Annotated in this window: 18 protein-coding genes and 2 riboswitches; of the genes, 3 read left to right on the forward strand and 15 right to left on the reverse strand. The window is 36.7% G+C overall.

What is annotated here, in order from left to right; all coding sequences use genetic code 11:
- Positions 1–355 precede the first annotated feature (355 nt).
- Entirely contained in the window at positions 356–685 is a 330-nt protein-coding gene (locus BMZ99_RS24065) for a thioredoxin family protein (RefSeq protein ID WP_090944034.1), read from the forward strand.
- Positions 686–846: 161 nt separating this feature from the next.
- On the opposite strand, the gene thiC is transcribed toward BMZ99_RS24065, so the two are convergent.
- From thiC to BMZ99_RS24120, 12 genes are all read right to left on the reverse strand, one after another.
- The gene (gene thiC, locus BMZ99_RS24070; protein ID WP_090944037.1) at positions 847–2,145 is read right to left on the reverse strand and encodes a phosphomethylpyrimidine synthase ThiC; all 1,299 of its coding nucleotides are present in this window, start codon (positions 2,143–2,145) and stop codon (positions 847–849) included.
- Positions 2,146–2,147: 2 nt separating this feature from the next.
- On the reverse strand, positions 2,148–2,795 hold the full coding sequence (thiE, locus tag BMZ99_RS24075; protein WP_090944039.1) for a thiamine phosphate synthase: 648 nt from the start codon (positions 2,793–2,795) through the stop codon (positions 2,148–2,150).
- Positions 2,796–2,823: 28 nt separating this feature from the next.
- Complete coding sequence (thiH, locus tag BMZ99_RS24080; protein ID WP_090944042.1) at positions 2,824–3,927, reverse strand: 2-iminoacetate synthase ThiH; 1,104 nt, start codon at positions 3,925–3,927, stop codon at positions 2,824–2,826.
- A gap of 10 nt (positions 3,928–3,937) precedes the next feature.
- Positions 3,938–4,708 (reverse strand): thiazole synthase, encoded by a 771-nt coding sequence (locus BMZ99_RS24085; RefSeq protein WP_090944044.1) that lies wholly within the window; start codon positions 4,706–4,708, stop codon positions 3,938–3,940.
- A 5-nt stretch (positions 4,709–4,713) separates the two neighbouring features.
- Positions 4,714–4,914: a sulfur carrier protein ThiS gene (gene thiS, locus BMZ99_RS24090; protein ID WP_090944047.1), complete on the reverse strand. Its 201-nt coding sequence runs from the start codon at positions 4,912–4,914 to the stop codon at positions 4,714–4,716.
- Between the two features lie 70 nt (positions 4,915–4,984).
- Positions 4,985–5,087, reverse strand: a riboswitch (TPP riboswitch).
- A 92-nt stretch (positions 5,088–5,179) separates the two neighbouring features.
- Positions 5,180–5,280: riboswitch (TPP riboswitch) on the reverse strand.
- A 47-nt stretch (positions 5,281–5,327) separates the two neighbouring features.
- Positions 5,328–6,029 (reverse strand): purine-nucleoside phosphorylase, encoded by a 702-nt coding sequence (gene deoD, locus BMZ99_RS24095; protein ID WP_090944050.1) that lies wholly within the window; start codon positions 6,027–6,029, stop codon positions 5,328–5,330.
- Between the two features lie 179 nt (positions 6,030–6,208).
- Entirely contained in the window at positions 6,209–7,753 is a 1,545-nt protein-coding gene (locus BMZ99_RS24100) for a DUF3369 domain-containing protein (RefSeq protein WP_090944052.1), read from the reverse strand.
- Positions 7,746–9,857 (reverse strand): sensor histidine kinase, encoded by a 2,112-nt coding sequence (locus BMZ99_RS24105; RefSeq protein WP_090944055.1) that lies wholly within the window; start codon positions 9,855–9,857, stop codon positions 7,746–7,748. The genes BMZ99_RS24100 and BMZ99_RS24105 overlap by 8 nt, the downstream gene beginning before the upstream one ends.
- A 28-nt stretch (positions 9,858–9,885) precedes the next feature.
- Positions 9,886–10,029, reverse strand: a complete 144-nt coding sequence (locus BMZ99_RS26835) for a hypothetical protein (protein WP_217645146.1) — start codon at positions 10,027–10,029, stop codon at positions 9,886–9,888.
- Between the two features lie 68 nt (positions 10,030–10,097).
- On the reverse strand, positions 10,098–11,147 hold the full coding sequence (locus tag BMZ99_RS24110) for an AI-2E family transporter (protein WP_090944057.1): 1,050 nt from the start codon (positions 11,145–11,147) through the stop codon (positions 10,098–10,100).
- A 255-nt stretch (positions 11,148–11,402) separates the two neighbouring features.
- Positions 11,403–11,753, reverse strand: a complete 351-nt coding sequence (locus tag BMZ99_RS24115) for a GNAT family N-acetyltransferase (RefSeq protein WP_090944060.1) — start codon at positions 11,751–11,753, stop codon at positions 11,403–11,405.
- A gap of 208 nt (positions 11,754–11,961) precedes the next feature.
- Positions 11,962–12,123: an aspartyl-phosphate phosphatase Spo0E family protein gene (locus BMZ99_RS24120; protein WP_090944063.1), complete on the reverse strand. Its 162-nt coding sequence runs from the start codon at positions 12,121–12,123 to the stop codon at positions 11,962–11,964.
- A 355-nt stretch (positions 12,124–12,478) separates the two neighbouring features.
- Here BMZ99_RS24120 and BMZ99_RS24125 point away from each other — a divergent pair, with 355 nt between their 5' ends.
- The gene (locus BMZ99_RS24125) at positions 12,479–12,643 is read left to right on the forward strand and encodes a YjzC family protein (RefSeq protein ID WP_090944066.1); all 165 of its coding nucleotides are present in this window, start codon (positions 12,479–12,481) and stop codon (positions 12,641–12,643) included.
- A gap of 386 nt (positions 12,644–13,029) precedes the next feature.
- On the opposite strand, the gene BMZ99_RS24130 is transcribed toward BMZ99_RS24125, so the two are convergent.
- The 3 genes from BMZ99_RS24130 to BMZ99_RS24140 form a co-directional block, all read right to left on the reverse strand.
- The gene (locus BMZ99_RS24130; protein WP_090944069.1) at positions 13,030–13,491 is read right to left on the reverse strand and encodes a ferritin-like domain-containing protein; all 462 of its coding nucleotides are present in this window, start codon (positions 13,489–13,491) and stop codon (positions 13,030–13,032) included.
- Positions 13,492–14,120: 629 nt separating this feature from the next.
- A complete protein-coding gene (locus BMZ99_RS24135) occupies positions 14,121–14,999 on the reverse strand; it encodes a PDDEXK family nuclease (protein ID WP_090944071.1) in 879 nt (292 codons plus the stop codon).
- Between the two features lie 120 nt (positions 15,000–15,119).
- Positions 15,120–17,072, reverse strand: coding sequence for a DEAD/DEAH box helicase family protein (locus tag BMZ99_RS24140; protein WP_090944074.1), 1,953 nt, complete (start codon positions 17,070–17,072; stop codon positions 15,120–15,122).
- 232 nt (positions 17,073–17,304) lie between these two features.
- Here BMZ99_RS24140 and BMZ99_RS24145 point away from each other — a divergent pair.
- A partial coding sequence (locus tag BMZ99_RS24145; RefSeq protein ID WP_139214844.1) for a helix-turn-helix domain-containing protein occupies positions 17,305–17,542 on the forward strand: 238 nt, incomplete at its 3' end.

The raw sequence follows: 17,542 nt of genomic DNA on the forward strand, positions 1-17,542 counted from the left end.
AATCTCACCACCTTTCTGGCTGAGAATAAGAAAGATAGAAAAGGAATACCCTGATCTTATTCACTGACCGCAGCCTCGCATAATAAGCATTCATCTGTGAAAGTCATTTTGCTGGATACCTTTCGCCCAGAGACGCAACATCTGTGTTAGCGGTATTTGATGAATAAGGCAGGCGTCAAGCTTTATAAGCAATAACCAAAAGGTTTCGCAAGGAGGATAAGACGTTACCTTTGCTAAATTCTCTTACAAATATTTTAGCATCAAGGGGTTCCTTTACGTGTTGAAAAAATAAAATAAGTTTTGTAAACAACGGCGGATTGTTGCTTACAAAACTTATTATACGAGGAGGAGAGAGATGATGGAAGAAATAATTGAAATTACTAAAGAAAACTTTAAAGAAGAAGTGCTTAAGAGCAAATTACCAGTAGTACTTGATTTTTGGGGTCCCCGATGTATTCCTTGTAAAAGGCTTATGCCTATCTTCGAAGAATTAGCAGCAGATTATGCGGGCAAAGTGAAGTTCTGCAAAATAAATACTTCAGAAAATCGCAGCTTAACTCAGCAGTTCAATATAATGACCATACCCACGCTGCATTTTTACAAAGCTGGCACCATAAAAAAAACAGTACGCGGCTCAATAAGCCGCGAAGAACTGGAAGAACATTTGAAAGTGATTTTGGATTAAGCTCTAAAAAAACAACAAAAGGAGACAGCTTACAAAATCAATTCTATAAGCTGTCTTCCTTTTATTAGTACCCTAAGATTTCTTTAACCGCAAAGGTCTACAACGGGCACAGGGGAATATTTACTTTATCTTAAAGAATGCGAAGCATTTTCTTACTTTGTTTAAATGTCTACTTCTTCTCCATTTAGGATTTTTTTCATTGTTTTCATAGCACACATTTTACCGCACATGGTGCAAGTGTCTTCGTGTTCCGGTAAGGATTCTTTGCGGTATTTACCTGATTTTTCCGGATCAATGGACAACTCAATCATTTTGTCAAAATCAATATCAGCCCGGGCCTGACTCATCTGATTATCCCAGTCTTGTGCGCCTGGCACTCCCTTGGCAATATCGGCAGCGTGAGCAGCAATTCGCGAAGCGATAATACCTTCTTTCATATCCTCCATGGTTGGCAGCCGCAAATGTTCTGCAGGCGTTACATAACATAAGAAATCAGCACCGGCAGCAGCAGCAATTGCTCCCCCAATGGCACTGGTAATATGATCATATCCAGGTGCCACATCCGTAACTAAGGGTCCCAATACATAAAACGGCGCACCATGGCATAATTTCTTCTGCAGCATCACATTGCCTGTAATTTGATTCAAAGGCATATGACCAGGTCCTTCTACAATAACTTGTACATTTCTTGCCCAAGCTCGTTTGGTTAATTCCCCTAATACAATTAATTCGTGGATTTGTGACGCATCGGTTGCATCTTGCGTACATCCAGGTCTGCAGGCATCGCCCAAACTAATCGTAACATCATACTCAGCACATATATCCAATACTTTATCGTAATACTCATAAAAAGGATTTTCCTGATTATTTAATTCCATCCAGGCAAAAAGTAACGATCCGCCCCGGGATACAATATTGGTGAGCCTTTTCTCCTGCTTAACTTTTTTTGCTGTCTCACGATTCAGCCCCGCATGAATGGTCATAAAGTCCACGCCATCTTCTGCATGCCTTTTTACTACAGATAAAAATTCTTCCGCAGTAATATGTTTCAGTTCCTTATCCAAAAAGCCAACAGCATCATACATAGGAACCGTACCAATCATCGCTGGTGAAAATTCAATTAACCTACGGCGAAATTCCCGGGTTTTACCAAAACAGCTTAAGTCCATTATCGCGTCTGCTTTTAATTCGATCGCTTTTTTTACTTTACAGATTTCCTGCTCAATATCGCAGCAATCTTGTGATACACCTAAATTAACATTGATTTTTGTACTTAGTCCTTGTCCAACTCCTGCTGGGTCAAGCGAAGTATGATTCTTATTTGCAGGTATGGCAATTTTCCCCTGAGCGACTAATTGCCGCAATACAGCGACGTCTACGTTTTCTTTAAGAGCTACCGCAGTCATCTCTTTCGTTATAATACCTTGTTTCGCCGCATCCATTTGTGTGGTATAAGCCATTATTATTTCTCCTCCATACCTTTTATTATTTTTCTGATGTCATTAATCTTTTTGCCAATATTTTGCGCCTGAGTAATTTCTGTTACCATAGCAATACATTTTGCACCACAATGAACAACCTCAAGCACATTGCTTTCTTTGATCCCTCCAATCGCCACAAAGGGGATGGAGATATTATCAACTACATATTTCAGGTATTCTAAACCAACTGGATCGCACACATTTTTCTTGGTAGAAGTTTTAAAAATAGGCCCTACCCCTATGTAATCAGCTCCAGCTTTGACTGCTCTTTGTGCTTGCTCTGGAGAATGTGTAGAAATGCCAATAATCATTTGATCACCAACTAATTGCCGTACAGCTTCTAGAGGAAAATCATCTTGACCAATGTGTACTCCATCTGCCTGTACCATCATAGCCAAATCAATATCATCATTCACAATGAAGGTAACATCAGCCTCTTTAGTTAGCTCCCGTATAATCTTGCATTCCTCATACTTTTTTTTCATATCCTTTTCTTTTTCACGATATTGAATTACTTTGATGTCCGCAGCAATCCATTGTTTTACGATCTCAATATTGCTGCGTCCTAATGAATAGTCTTCTGCTGTAATACAATATAAATCGGCAGCTAAAGCATTCTTCCGGTTCATATCGCACACTCCCCCTTTTGCTTCTTCGTCATATAGCTTGCCAATCTTTAAACACAGGCTGATATCCTAAGTGCAGGATCGCATCTGACATTTCTTTTACATTGCGAGTGTCAGAAACAGCAAACTGACCAGGGTTTTCCTGACTATCAATATGTCCCCCTACGGCCGTCTGTACACCGGCAGACATTTTAGTAATACCTAATTTAATTGCGTGATTGCGGAATTCCGCATTTTCTCTGGTAGAAAGAGGCATACCTGCCCTTGGCATAAACAAGCGAAAAGCCGTCATAAATTGCACGATGCTTGTATCATTTACACTATTTCCCGTTTCGCAGTTCCCCATAGTCGGACGGATGCGAGGCAAGGAAATACTCACTTCGACTCCTGGATATTTACTTTGCAAATAATGAGCGTGCAGTCCTGTAAAGAAACCATCCCTCCGCCAATCATCAAGACCTAATAAAGCACCGATATTAACTGCTCTCATTCCAGCCCTACAAGCTCTCTCCGGTGCATCTAGACGGTAACGATAATCCTTCTTAGGGCCTTTTACATGAAGACGATCATACAGAAGCGGATTATACGTTTCCTGGTACATCGTCATGCTTTCTACCCCTGCCTCCATTAATTGAGCGTATTCTTCTTCTTTCATAGCATAGACTTCAATCGCAATAGATGAAAAATAGCGTTTTAAGATCGTCACACACTCTTTCATATAAGGAACACCCGCAATGGCAGGAGCGTCACCTGTAAGAATTAGAATGTGCTGAATTCCTGTAGCTGCAACCATTTGCGCTTCTTTTTCCACTTCTTCCATGGTCAATTGCTTGCGAGTAAAGGCATTGGTTACGTTAAAACCACAATACGTACATTTATTCGTGCAGTAATCCGACAAATACATTGGCGTGTAAAGTAAAATGACACGTCCAAAGTTCTGAACCGTTAATTGATTTGCTTTTTGTGCCATTTCTTCCAAATACTTTTCTGCCTTAGGTGACAGTAAGGCAAGAAAATCTTTTGGAGTCAATCTGTCTTTACCAATAATTCTTTCGATGTCTGTAGAAGTTGTATATTGAAAGACTGCTTCCATACCAGCATCTGAATACTGTAAATACTCATCATAAAAGCTCATATTCTCCTCCTCAATTATGTAAAAATCCTGTAAGAGGTGATGACGAACTAGCATATTTTTCAGTACGGCCAAGTCCTGCCAAATAAGCCTTTCGCCCAGCAGCAACAGCCATGCCAAATGACTCCGCCATTAATTCTGGCTGAAGAGCACTAGCTATGGCAGTATTTAGCAAACAAGCTGCTGCCCCCATTTCCATAGCTTCACAAGCATCCGAGGGCTTACCAATACCTGCATCAACAATCACAGGCAAAGGAATTTCTTCAATCAGAATTTTCAACAATTCCTTAGTCTTTAATCCGCGATTACTGCCAATAGGCGCCCCCAGGGGCATAACTGCTGCTGCTCCCACTTCAACCAGTTGCTTAGCTACCATTAAATCCGGACTGATATAGGGTAATACAATGAACCCTTCTCCAGCCAGGACTTCTGTGGCCCTAATGGTTTCATAGCCATCAGGCAGCAAATATTTATTATCTGAAATAACTTCGATCTTAATCCAATTACCACACCCCGCAGCTTTTGCTAAACGGGCAATCCGTATTGCTTCTTGAGCATTTCTGGCTCCAGAAGTATTGGGCAATAACTGCATGCCGGAAGGAATATGATCCATCACATTCCCCGTAGGAGAATTAAAATCAATCCTGCGTAACGCCACTGTTATAACTTCCGATCCAGATTTTTTAACAATCTCAGGAATTAACGTATCTGCTGAATATTTACCAGTACCAATAAATAAACGACTCTGAAGACTTCTACCGCCAATTACTAATTGATCTGTCATTTCAATCAACCTCCGCCAACAAATTTCAATACTTCTAAACGATCTTTATCTTGCAGAATCATTGTTTTCCATTCTTGCTTTTTTACAATCACCTCATTATGTTCTACAATAATGGTTTCAAGATTGAGTTCCTTTGAAAGCAAGAACTCCCACAAATTCATCTCCTGATCTACATCCGTGACTACTCCATTTAACACTACCTCCACCCCATTCACCTCCTCACTATAATAAAAAAGCCTATCCAAGAGGATACGCTTTTTATCAATATTTATATAAAATATATAAAAACAGCTTCCCTACGTTGGTACTAACCACATCAGGTTCAAAGGGTCAGGAATTTACATTCCCGCTCTGCCAAACGGCTCCCCCAGCCAATTATTCAATTATTATCGAATCACATAATACTACTTCTAAAAAAAGATTTAAACAAAAAAGCCTATCCCAAAAAGGGATAAGCTTATATCAATTGCTTTAAATATAAAACAGCTTCCCTACGTTGGTACTAACCACATCAGGTTCAAAGGGTCAGGAATTTCTTCCCGCTCTGCCAAACGGCTCCCCCAGCATTATTATTCAATTGACTAAAGTATAATACAGTTATCTCTAATATGCAATGTTTTTATTCTGCCATTGCAAGGGCAATCTTCATCATTTGCGTAAAAGTAGTTTGGCGTTCTGCTGCCGATGTAGCCTCACCTGTTACTAAGCTATCGCTCACTGTAACAATGGTCAACGCATTTACTCCATGTTTGGCAGCTAACGTATATAACCCTGCCGTCTCCATTTCTACCGCCAAAACACCAAATTTCATCCAACGTTTCCAATCTTCAGGATCATCATGATAGAACGTATCCGTAGTTAACACATTCCCTACTTTTGCTTCAATCCCTAAATTCACAGCAACATCGTATGCTTTTTTTAATAGCTGAAAGCTCGCAGTCGGTGCATAGGTCATACCTGCAAAACGTTGAAGATTGATATTAGAATCATGAGATGCTGCCATAGCCAAAACAACATCTTTGATCTTCACATGTTCTTGAAGAGAACCACAAGTACCAATACGAATAATATTTTTTACATTATAACTCGTCATTAATTCACTAGCATAGATCGATATGGAAGGAATCCCCATGCCTGAACCTTGCACTGAAACTCTTTTCCCGTTATAAAATCCAGTATAACCGTACATACCTCGAATCTCATTATAGCAAACTGCATCTTCCAAAAAGTTCTCAGCAATAAATTTAGCCCTTAAAGGATCACCGGGCATTAACACCGTATTGGCAATCTCACCTTGTTTTGCATTAATATGTAGACTCATATTGTATTTCAACCTCCATTTAATTAAACATATTACTAGTACCTCATCTACATTAAAAGCTTTGCTGTTTTAGCGTTTTTTCCCTCCTGCTTTTTTGTCGACGCTTTGCAGGTCAAAAAAAGCTTCACTAAATTATCTATCGTTTTAACGCAGATGAGCTACTAATATTCTACCTACTTTTAAACACTTGTATGATGAAAATCATCTGCAAATTTTTTCTGCACCTGCAAGAACTCATCTAAATTATTAAAAAGCAGCTCTACTAATTCAGGATCAAACTGTCCTCCTTTAGCTTCCTGGAAATAAGATAACACGTTTTCTAATGGCCAAGCTTTCTTATATACTCGATCACAGCTCAGCGCATCAAACACATCCGCTATGGCCGTTATTCTAGCAAAAATGTGAATCGCATCACCTTGCAAGCCAGAAGAATAACCTTTTCCGTCATATCTCTCATGATGTTCTTTTGCTATAACCGCCGCTGCCTGTAACATATGCAACTGAGATCCCTTTAACATATCATATCCAATGTTAGCATGAAGCTTAATAATTTCAAACTCCTCTTTGGTTAATTTTCCCGGCTTGTTTAAAATTTCATCAGGTATGCCCAATTTACCGATATCATGCATGGGAGCAGCTAAATGAAGAGTATCTACATCCTTTTCTGGCAATCCGTATTTGATAGCTAAAAGACGAGCATACTCTGCTACACGCCGAACATGATTTCCCGTTTCTTTAGATCTTGTTTCTGCGACTTCCGCCAAGCGGAAAAAGACTTCCCGCTGCGTATCATACATCTCTAAATGCAATTTCAAATTTTCAAAAGCAGATGAGACATTTAAACAGAAGACATCTAGTAGGCGTTGATCTAGATCACTAAGTCTTTGATCCCCCTCCATATAAATCAAATATACATGTTCATCAGCACTTTGCCAGTATAAAATAAAATAATCCTCTAAAAATATGCTTTGTTTTGTAGCTAAGACATAATCCAACTTGGTATGTATCTCTTTAGAAAGCTTCTCATAATTTTGTATGTGAAAATCACCAGTAGCTGCCAACACTTTAATTTCACCATCTTTTTTACGAGTAGCAGCAAAGCTGGATACTTTCAAATACAAACTATTTTTGTTTAGCCTCAACATCGCAATCAGCTGCATTAATACACCCGTTGCAAAATTTTGCATTGATTGCATTCGGAAGATTTCCGGCGAAGACTCAATAATCTTTTCTAAGCCTCTTTTATTCATAGCAATTGTCAATAAATCACGATGAGAACGCAAGGCAGAAATCAAAGTTGTCAACAGCTTTTGTGCTGTAAGCTCTGTCTTTTCTTTGTAGTCATTAATATCATATTCTACAATGACTCTTGCCTCAGGCGCTTCCCCTGGCTGTCCTGTGCGTAACACAATCCTTACTAGGCTGTTTCCCATCACTTCACGAATATACTTCACCAGCTCTAAACCAGCATCCGCCCTTTCCATAACTACATCTAATAAAATAAGGGCAATATCTTCATGCTCAAGTAATATTTCCTTTGCCTCACGGGCAGAGTAGACGCTAAGCAGCTCAATCTGTTTTCCTTCAAAAACAAAATCATTTAACACGAGTTTCGTAACAATATGTACTTCTTCTTCATCATCAACGATTAAAACTTTTATCGTTTCAACACTCTTTGACTCTGCTGCATCGGTCTCATCTGCAAAAAGTAATTCATCATACATGATTCGTTTCTCCTTTTCCTTGGATACGTTCAGGAAGCTTTACTATAAAAGTAGTACCAACTCCCAACTGACTGACACATTCAATCGTACCCTCCATTTTAAAAACAACCAAATTGTATACGATATGCATACCAAGACCAGTACCGCCGGTCCCCCGGCGAGTGGTAAAAAAAGGATCAAAGATCTTCTTCTGCACCTCCGGTGTCATACCTTTTCCATCATCGGTGTAGGTTAATGTGATGAGTCCATCGGCATAAGAAATTTCAATTATAATTGTACCAGCAGCATCTGGATCATAAGCATGCATAATAGAGTTATTTAGCATATTCGAAATGATTTGCCAAAAAGCCCCTGGATACCAATAAACTTTAATTTTCGCTGGACAAATCACCTTTACCCTGTGATGAGTCTTTTTTAATTGCGGTTTTAAACTTAACAATACATCCTGTATGTATTCTTCCAATTGAAAACTGCGTCGTTCTTCCACCAATTGATCAACTGCCACTTTTTTGAAACTACGGATTAATTCAGCAGCCCGTTCCAGATTGGTAAAAATAATCTTACTTACGCGATTCGAAGACTCTAAATACATTTGCAAATCTGATTTTTTCATCTGTCCGCCTGACAATTTCCGATCCAATTCGCCTGTTTTCTCTGACAAATGCGAAATCGCCGTAATGCTATTCCCCACTGGCGTATTAATTTCATGTGCTACACCAGCGACTAGCTCGCCTAATGAAGCCATCTTTTCTACCTCGACTAAATAGCTTCGAGTTTGCTGTAGATCCTCTAACGTATGTCGCAGAGCCGAATTCGTATCCTGTAATGCCTTAGTTCGCTCAGAGACTTGATTTTCTAATTCCCTATTCAAATGACGAATTTCTTCTTCTACTTTTCTGCGACGGTTTATATTCACTGCCAGTATGCTAACTAACAATAACAAGATCATAAAACTCACTGTTAAGAACCACACTAAATATTTGTAGGTCTCATAAAAAGTAACAGGATTATTTACAACAATACTGCCGGCAGGCAAAGAATCTTCTTTAATACCAGCCTTGCGCAATGCATGATAATCAAACATATACTGTTGAATACTTTCTTTTACTACAGGTATATCAACTGGAAGGATTCCTTCAAAGACAATCTTTCGTGCCAGCTCACCAGCTACTTTTCCTTGATTAAACCCACTGGTTACCTTGCCACCCAACATACCAGACTTTAAATAAAAATCCCAAAAGCAATATACGGGCACCTTACTATTTGATCCAATGAGTTCCCCTGCTTCTTCATAGCTAAAAATAGTTTCATCTTTATCCACATTGAAAGTCATCAGTAAGACTGCTGTATCATCAGAAAGAGCAGCAATCTTCTCTAATACTTCAGACATTGCCATTTTCTCTAAAAAAATAAATTGTATTTTACTATCAAAGCTAGGAATGATTTTTTCAAGTAATTGCTTATTGGCTTTACCAACTGTCGTTTCATCATTGATAACAACCATTTTTGTCACCTGCGGCTGTAGCACTAATGCCGCTTCAATCGTACTCTTGATATCAACATCTTCTATAATACCTGTTATCCATGTTTTATCTTGTATAGCAGCTTCGTTAAAATAATTTACACCACAAAAAATGATCGGTGTAGAGGAAAACAGAGTCTGCTGATGTGTTAATGCAAAATTATAAGCAGCATCATCAGTCACAATGACCGCATCAAATTTTCTTCCCTTGTATTTTTGTTCATAAAGCTTATATAAACTCTCTAAATAATCAGAGGTAATATTTTGCTTCGTATCCATATAATCAAAATACAGTACTGCTTGCTTCTCTTGCTGCAAGACTGACTTAATACCCTGCTCTTCTAATTTTACCCAAGGCATTTCCGAATGGTAGGAATGAAGTACCAAAATCTTTTTTCTGTCTTTATGATATAATTTTTCATTGTCATTAGCCGCTGAAAGCGCAATACTGCCATCCTTATATCTTGACCAAGGAATCATTTCTCCTGCTATCTCTTGCCTAATGAGCAGAATGAAAGTCCCGCCTAATAAAAATGTAATAATCAGTACCGTTAGTAACGTAAAAGAAACTGCATATTTCACAGTTATTTCCTCCTGCGCATCAACGTTTTTATCCTTTATACATCTTTCGCCATTTTTCATCCAGAACCTTCCTATTGATTCGAAAATCTTCATATTCAGCTGCTCTGTACTTGCCAGAATCATCCTGTTCTATCATCAAATCAGCTCTTTCTAAGTTTTGTATAGACATCATTTGAAAAAACGAGACTTATTACCTAATGCTAGGTAATAAGTCTCGTTTCTTTAATCTTGGCATCGTGATTACTCATGAAGAATATTAGATTTGTCAAGTAAATGAATTAGCCACACCCGACCTACCGCAACCGCTGGTACTGCGAACAACATTCCGGTAATTCCAAATAAATGACCAAAAAGCAAAATGGTAACCATGATAAACACAGGATGAACCTTAATCGCTTTGCCGACTACTTTAGGATATATAATATTATGATTTACCTTTAATAAAACAACATAAAATAGCAGTACTTTAAAGGCTAACAAGGGAGAGTAGGATAAGGCAACCAAAGTACCTGGAACCGTAGCTACTATAGAACCAATGACAGGTACAAACTCCGATAATGCAGATACTAATGCCAAGACATGTGCATATGGAAGACCAAAAATATAACTTCCTAGAAATACAACAAAGCCAGAAAAAATAGAAATTAACATCTGCCCTCTAATATAACCGCCCAGAACAATATTAATATCACCAAAAAAAGCAGCAAAACGTTTAACATGCAAAGGTGGCAAAAATTTTGCTATAGAAGAGGCAATTTTTCGCCCATCTTTTAATAAATAAAAAGTTAAGAACGGCACTGCAATCATTTCTGCAACACCTGAAAAAGTACGAATTAAAGGTATAACTGATTCTTTTACAATATCCACAGCAAAAACAACCGTATCACGCAGCACCTGATTGCCGTACTCTGTAAACTCTGCGGGCAGCATATTAACAACAATGGATGAATCAAAATGAATAATAAAACTAGGAAATTCTCGGATAAAACCTGCTAAGTCAGGCAAGATCGTACGAAAGATTACACTCATTAACATTGCCAATAAACCAAAAAAACCGAATAAAGCCAAGAGTACTGCCACGCCATGAGAAAGTGAGCGAGAAAGTCGAATCACTAACGGATCGAGCAAAATAAATAACAATCCTGTAACAAATAAAAGTATCAATAAAGATTTCGCATATATGTATAACACTGATACCATGCCAATCAAAAATATAAAAAATATAAAAATACAATCTTTCCAAAGAGTCCCCCACTGTACTGGAGTGATTCTCTTACTATCACTAATCATAATTATCTCCCCTTATCAACAACGATCAACATCATAAAATATCTATTTTTGATACTCGCTACTTTTCTAGCATAAAAATTTAAATTCATACACTTTCGCATGCATTTTATATCTTACCTCTATTTTAATTTTTTCCCACTCGATCTAACACCATTCATTCTTCAGGTTTTTATCATGTGCTATATTATATAATAATTCTTACGATATTTCCATCTTAGCTATGAATAAAAACGTCACCTCTATGTTGTGACGTTTTTAAAAATTCTTATTCATTTTCACATATTTCATCCCATCTTTTATTACAGGATCTTCAATTACTTCAAGACCAAATTTTTTATAAAAAGCAATTTTATTCACTCTTGCATTGCACCAAAAGGATCTTACCCCTTTTTTTTCTGCTTCCTTTATTGCAAAAGTTAATAACTTACTTCCATATCCTTTGCCCTGCAATTCTTGCAAGGTTGCAAATTTTCGAAATTGGACTATATTGTTCGTTTCAAAAAGGGAAATCACAGAAACTAAGTTCCCATTCGAAAATAACCCATAATGCTTTCCTAAATGATCATCTTTTAATTTTACATATTCAATATCTTTTTCTGGCCACATGACTTTATGTCTCAGATGCCATGTCTCTGCTGCAGAAATTTCTCTTACATCGATAATAGTCCCCTCCTTAACAAACCTCTCTAAACTATACTACGTCTGTCAATTCTAAGTCCATATACCTTATATCAGCCTAAAATCATTATAAAGCTTATAGACATACTTAATTACGTTTACTCAACCATTCTCTAAGGGAAACACTTACTTCGTTTTATCCCGCTCTCTGAGTTAAGCCGTCATTGTAATATTGATTGATTGCCTCATCAAGCCTTTGACTAACCACTAAAACATCTGGATGGGATATTCCTTTTTTAAGTGCCATTGCGTGCATCTCTTCACGTAAGTGATCTATGATATACCATAAAGTTTTCATGACAATTTCCTTTCTATTTTTTATACATTAATCATTATAATGTATGCATTAATACAAAATTTGTCGAAGTACAGTCATCCAGCGAACTTTATTTTCCTATTTTCATTCAGTAACCTTTTTTTTGATCTTACTACTACACTTTGTTTATAATCTATATATATCACCAAAATCTCTAGCTCTTTAATCATCCAATTCCTATACATAGCATTCTTTTTTCAGTGACTTCATTTAAACCGAATCTAATCAATTTTTATTTGCGTTGCTAGCTAATGTTCAATAATACTAAATGAAGTTTAGTGGTTATACTATTGTTAGCGGTGCTTTGATGCCGACTAATCCATAAAAGGAGAAAAATATGCCTAAACCAATTAAGCCAGGTACCGATAATGAACTTGCTGGGACTTATATTGAAGTAGGCTCTCATGGTAATTCTATATCTAATCCTAGAACCATAGAGATTGATCCAGGCGACAGACTTCCACCTACTCAAGAAAATGGACATGGATGGGAAAAGAAGTAACTGTTTTAAGGACCGCCGTGCAAACAGCAGTCCTTACGTTTTTTTATAAAACTGCATTCACACAATGTCGTGTAGATGTAGTTCTGTAACTTTAATTCTATCTTTAATGCTAATCTTGTACAACTTCCTTAACAGAAGAACTCCCGTCTATCCCCTTATTATACCAACGCTTTCAAAACAACTTTAACAAACGGGCGTAAAGTTGGACTATCGTCAAATATGTTGGAGCGGCTTACCTATTTTATCTTGGAGTCATATCACTTAAGAGACGAGTATTCAAGAAGAGGATAAATGAATCGAGACCGACCAATTATAAAAAAATCATCGATCACAAATTATAGTGACAGTGCTATAACTATTTTTTTCAATTGGCCAGAAGGTAAATATTAATCACAACATGTACATCTATTTATATTGTAAAGAAAATTCCATTTGACAGAATGCTTCATTTCATCTGTGATTATTTCAAATAGCATATCTCTATGTCTTTGTGAACATAGCCCAAACATAATTCTCCTATACATTTCTACTGCATTTAGTTCTCCAAATAAGGCTGTCTCAATTGCATCACAGTAACTCTCTGGCTCTTCAAATTCTTGGCCTGGCTGTTTACAAGGTGGTTGTTTGCAGGTTATCTCCTCATAAATGATTCGAAACATTTTAAAATGTTTCATCTCGTCATTCCTAATGCTCTCGATAATTTTACACTGCTTTCTATCAGGTGCCATCTGTAACAAGCATTGATAAAACATACGATCATGAGCTTCATCTTCTAGTGCTTCAATAATAAGACTAAGCGAACATTGTACAAGTCTAGGATCACAACAGCACTCAGTATTGCCGTACATGACAAAACCTCCTATCAAATTTACATATTCATTATAGACTATTCGAGGTTGCTTAAAATGGTGTTTAGCCTCATTTGCTCTGTCCTTACCCAAATGAATATTATCGTAAATTTGTTTCTTACTAAAAGAGCAGCCAACTACTCTCTAACCCATTCACACCTTTTCCCTAATAAGCATAGCGAAGTAGCTCAAAAACTTGATGATTTAAATAAATAGTACGTTTGTAGTACGCTTAATGAAAAATATGCCTGCGAAACCTTGATTATACAAGGATTCACAGGCATATTATTATGTCGCGGGGCACTGCCGTTTATTCTGCAAAGGGCATTTTTCTTTATTCTCTCTGGCTTTGCCAGTTATGCCCGCCACTCCATGGTGAACGCTCTCTTTCAGCAAGCAGAAATCCCTGTATTTACGCGGGTTGAGGATAAAAAAAGACCCTGCATTAGCTTCGTTAAAAGCTTTTATGCAAGGTCTTTTTGTCTATGTCGGCGGGTTAGCCACTTTGGCCCTTTGGCGAATAAATGGCAGTGCCCCACGACATAGTATCCTCGACCTTGTTACAATTATTATAGACTCTCCCCATTCAAATTACAAGAAAACAACTTATCACAGAAGCACATACAGCCTCATTCAGCGCTTAAGATTTTATTTAGCGCTTGAAAATTTTCGTCTGAAATTTTAGATGGTGTAATTACCTTTTTTTCTATATAGAATTGTGGGCTTACCTTCGACAACCACAAGCACCTTGTACATGTAAATACTACTCCCAGTATATTATCAATATTCTCATCTAAAATTCTGTTAATCAGTCTATTATTGGGCTTCCCAAAATGTTCAGCCATTACACGTTTTACTTCTTTAGTTATTTCAAAAACATCATTGTACTCGTAATCTTTTAACTTATCAGCAAAACAATTATACACATCAATAAAAACCAATCTATAAGTGTTTTCAGTTTTATCAATCTGATTTAATTGTTTGCAGGCCTTGCTAAAATTTTGTTCTAACTTACTATCAGATTTTATTCTTTTACATTCAATATATATTGTCTTGTTATTCTTTTTGGCCACGACATCCGTTAATTGCTCAAAATCTATTTCATATCCATTTTTTTTAAACATTGCAGCGACTAAAAGTTCATAAAGAAAATCACGCGGTTGATCGTCTCTATTAACGGAGTTATAGAAATCTTGTCCAGAAACTATTTTCTCTATTCTCTCATCCAAACTATTACTTTCAACCTCTTTAAATGCTTCATAGACTTGAACCATTTGAATACACTCTTGTGCCGCTTCATTTAGCTTTGCAAATTTAGCTTCTAAATCTAATATGTCTTCAGGATTGCCCTTATTGTAAAAATCATCAATATATCTCTTATACCTTGAATATCTAGAAAGTTCAATTTTCAAGTTCTTATCTTTTATCCATTTAAACGCATCATTGAATTGCTCCATAATACGCGCAGTATGTGATAACTCATATGTTAATTTATTTACACCATCCATTTTTGCTCTCACTTTCCACTCATGGTTTATCTATTATATACTTCAACGTTCTTCCCTTCATTACAATACATTCTTCCTTATATTTAATGATATGAACATACTCTGATATTTTTCTTATTTTTATTCATCAGCTTCTCGATTAGCTCTAACTACTTTCCAATATGTTTTTTTGTCCTCTAATTTTTCACGCTTTGATTCTACCTCATAATTCATTTTATGTTTTTTAAAAATTGTATTGATTTTAGAAACTCCGTAAACTCTCTCCTTATTAGGGTCTTGTCTTGGAAATGCTTTATCATGCAACTCCGTAAACTCTTTGCTGAATTTATCCTGAGCATCTTTAAACAGTGGCCCTTCATTGCTAACATATGCTTCAAGGAACTCGATCAACTTTTTTTCTTCCTTGCTCTTACCTGCTATGGTTATATCATTTTCCTCATTATACTTTTTCCCGAACCAAGATAACTGATATTCTAAGTAGCTTTGTCCACTAACTTTCAATCCTTCATCAGTTCTCTTCATTTCTTCTAAAATAGCTTTATACCTAGACTCATATTTTCCTACTAATGACCTAGCTATTCGGTTTGGAAATAATCGCGTAGGAATGTTTCGATCTCTCGCAAACAAACGCTTGGCGGTTTTCCAATCTTCGCTTTTGTTGTTATAGTATTTATTAAGGAACTCTGCTTCATGTTTATATTTTTTATCCTCCGGAGCTCCATCATAAGCCAGATCATAACTATAATAAGCGTCCTGTTGCTTCATTAAATAAGAAAGCCTACTTTCAATCTGATCTTCATCAAACCTTTTAATATAGAGGGTAATTTTATCATTGCTATTATCTACTCTGCCACGACCGACCATTTGCAAACATTTCACTTTAGAAATATCGGAAACAACAATGTTGTTTATGCCTCTAAAGTTTATCCCATTATCGATTACAGACGTAGCAATGAGAACCTTAGTTTCACTATCGAAGCTTTCATTGAGTATCATTTTTTGATATTCACTATTATTTTTACTTTCGGCTTTTACAGTTAAAACTTTTCCTTTCAGACAAGGAGAGCTCGCCTTACTCTCTTCATTACTTCCTTTATTAACAGACTCCAATCTTCCTTTAAAGCGTTTACATTCGTCCTTGTTGTCAATAAAAATCAACCAACGTTCATCTCCACTATTAATGATTATATCCGTTAATTCTTTATTGGAAGAATAATATCTGACATCAAGATAGCTGTAATCGCGTTTGAAATGATAAAACACACCCAACTGAGGTTGAACAGAGTATCTATCCTCACAGTCCTTGATATAATCGATACATTCATAGGGAGTTGCACTCATATAAATTCTAATAGCGTCTCTGAATATATTCACTATCTTAGATAGTATCTTATCAGTATCTGGATTAAACATAGCATCAGATGTGAAAAAATGGGCTTCGTCACAAATAACGAATATATACTTCGAAGTTTGTCTTTCTTGTTTTTTCTTTAAATCATCAACTCTATTTAATATGCTTTGATATGATATAACATCAGCAAACTCCCCATAGCAATACATTACATTTTCTTCAGAATCTTGACCATTTATATTATTAATCCGACTTTCCGTCTGCAAACGGAGCGCTATACGATTGCTTATAATGAGGACTTTTTGATCAGTACGTTTTTTATGATTAAGCTCCCTTATATATGGAAGCAAAGTGTTCTCTACAAAGTAATTTTTACCCTGACCTGTTTGCGCTGAAATGAACACGGGTTGATTCGGTTCCCATTTATCCGTATTGCTTTCTATCTCGGAATTATATCCTGTATTTATTTTGAAAGCGTCTCCAATACTATCGGCGACCCTTTTTCTGCCGCATTCTATTTGAACAAATTTTTTCATAGGACAACCGTTCACTAATTCGTTTTTGTCATACGATGGAAATTCCATATCTGGATTGTTTTTTTTAAACAGCATATATTCTTCAACAAGCTCACACTCATAGAATCTACATAATTTACAGAAGTTAAACTTGTATCGCGATGCCGCTTCATCAGTAAGAATTTGAAAATTATTCTGCTTGATCAATTTCTATCTCCTCCTGGTTTAATTTTTCTATGATAAATTTTTTTGTTAAACATATTATATGCATTTTCACAGATCACGGATTTAGGCAATGGAACTATCCTATCATTACTGGCTTCTCAGTATGTGAATGATATTCTAAAAGTGTACCACTTCAAGTCATATTGATATTGAATTAGTTTACCACCTATCATAAAAATCCTGTAGAATATTATCAAATGTTTTGCAGGGAGGAATGAAAGGTGTGATTATTGAGGTGGACATTTATTCAGCGATTCGTGCCCGTTATTCAGATGGAGAATCCATACGCGCCATCGCAAAAGACCTTGGCGTATCAAGACAGACTGTTAAAAAATACTGCGAAGGCGCTACTCATCCAGAAGTGCGAAAAAACTACCAAAGAGAACCTGAAATCATTACTGATACTATCAAAACTTTTATCCTTGGCTACTTTAAAGAAGACGAGAATGAAA

It is taken from the genome of Pelosinus propionicus DSM 13327 (assembly GCF_900114615.1).
Taxonomy (GTDB): domain Bacteria; phylum Bacillota; class Negativicutes; order DSM-13327; family DSM-13327; genus Pelosinus; species Pelosinus propionicus.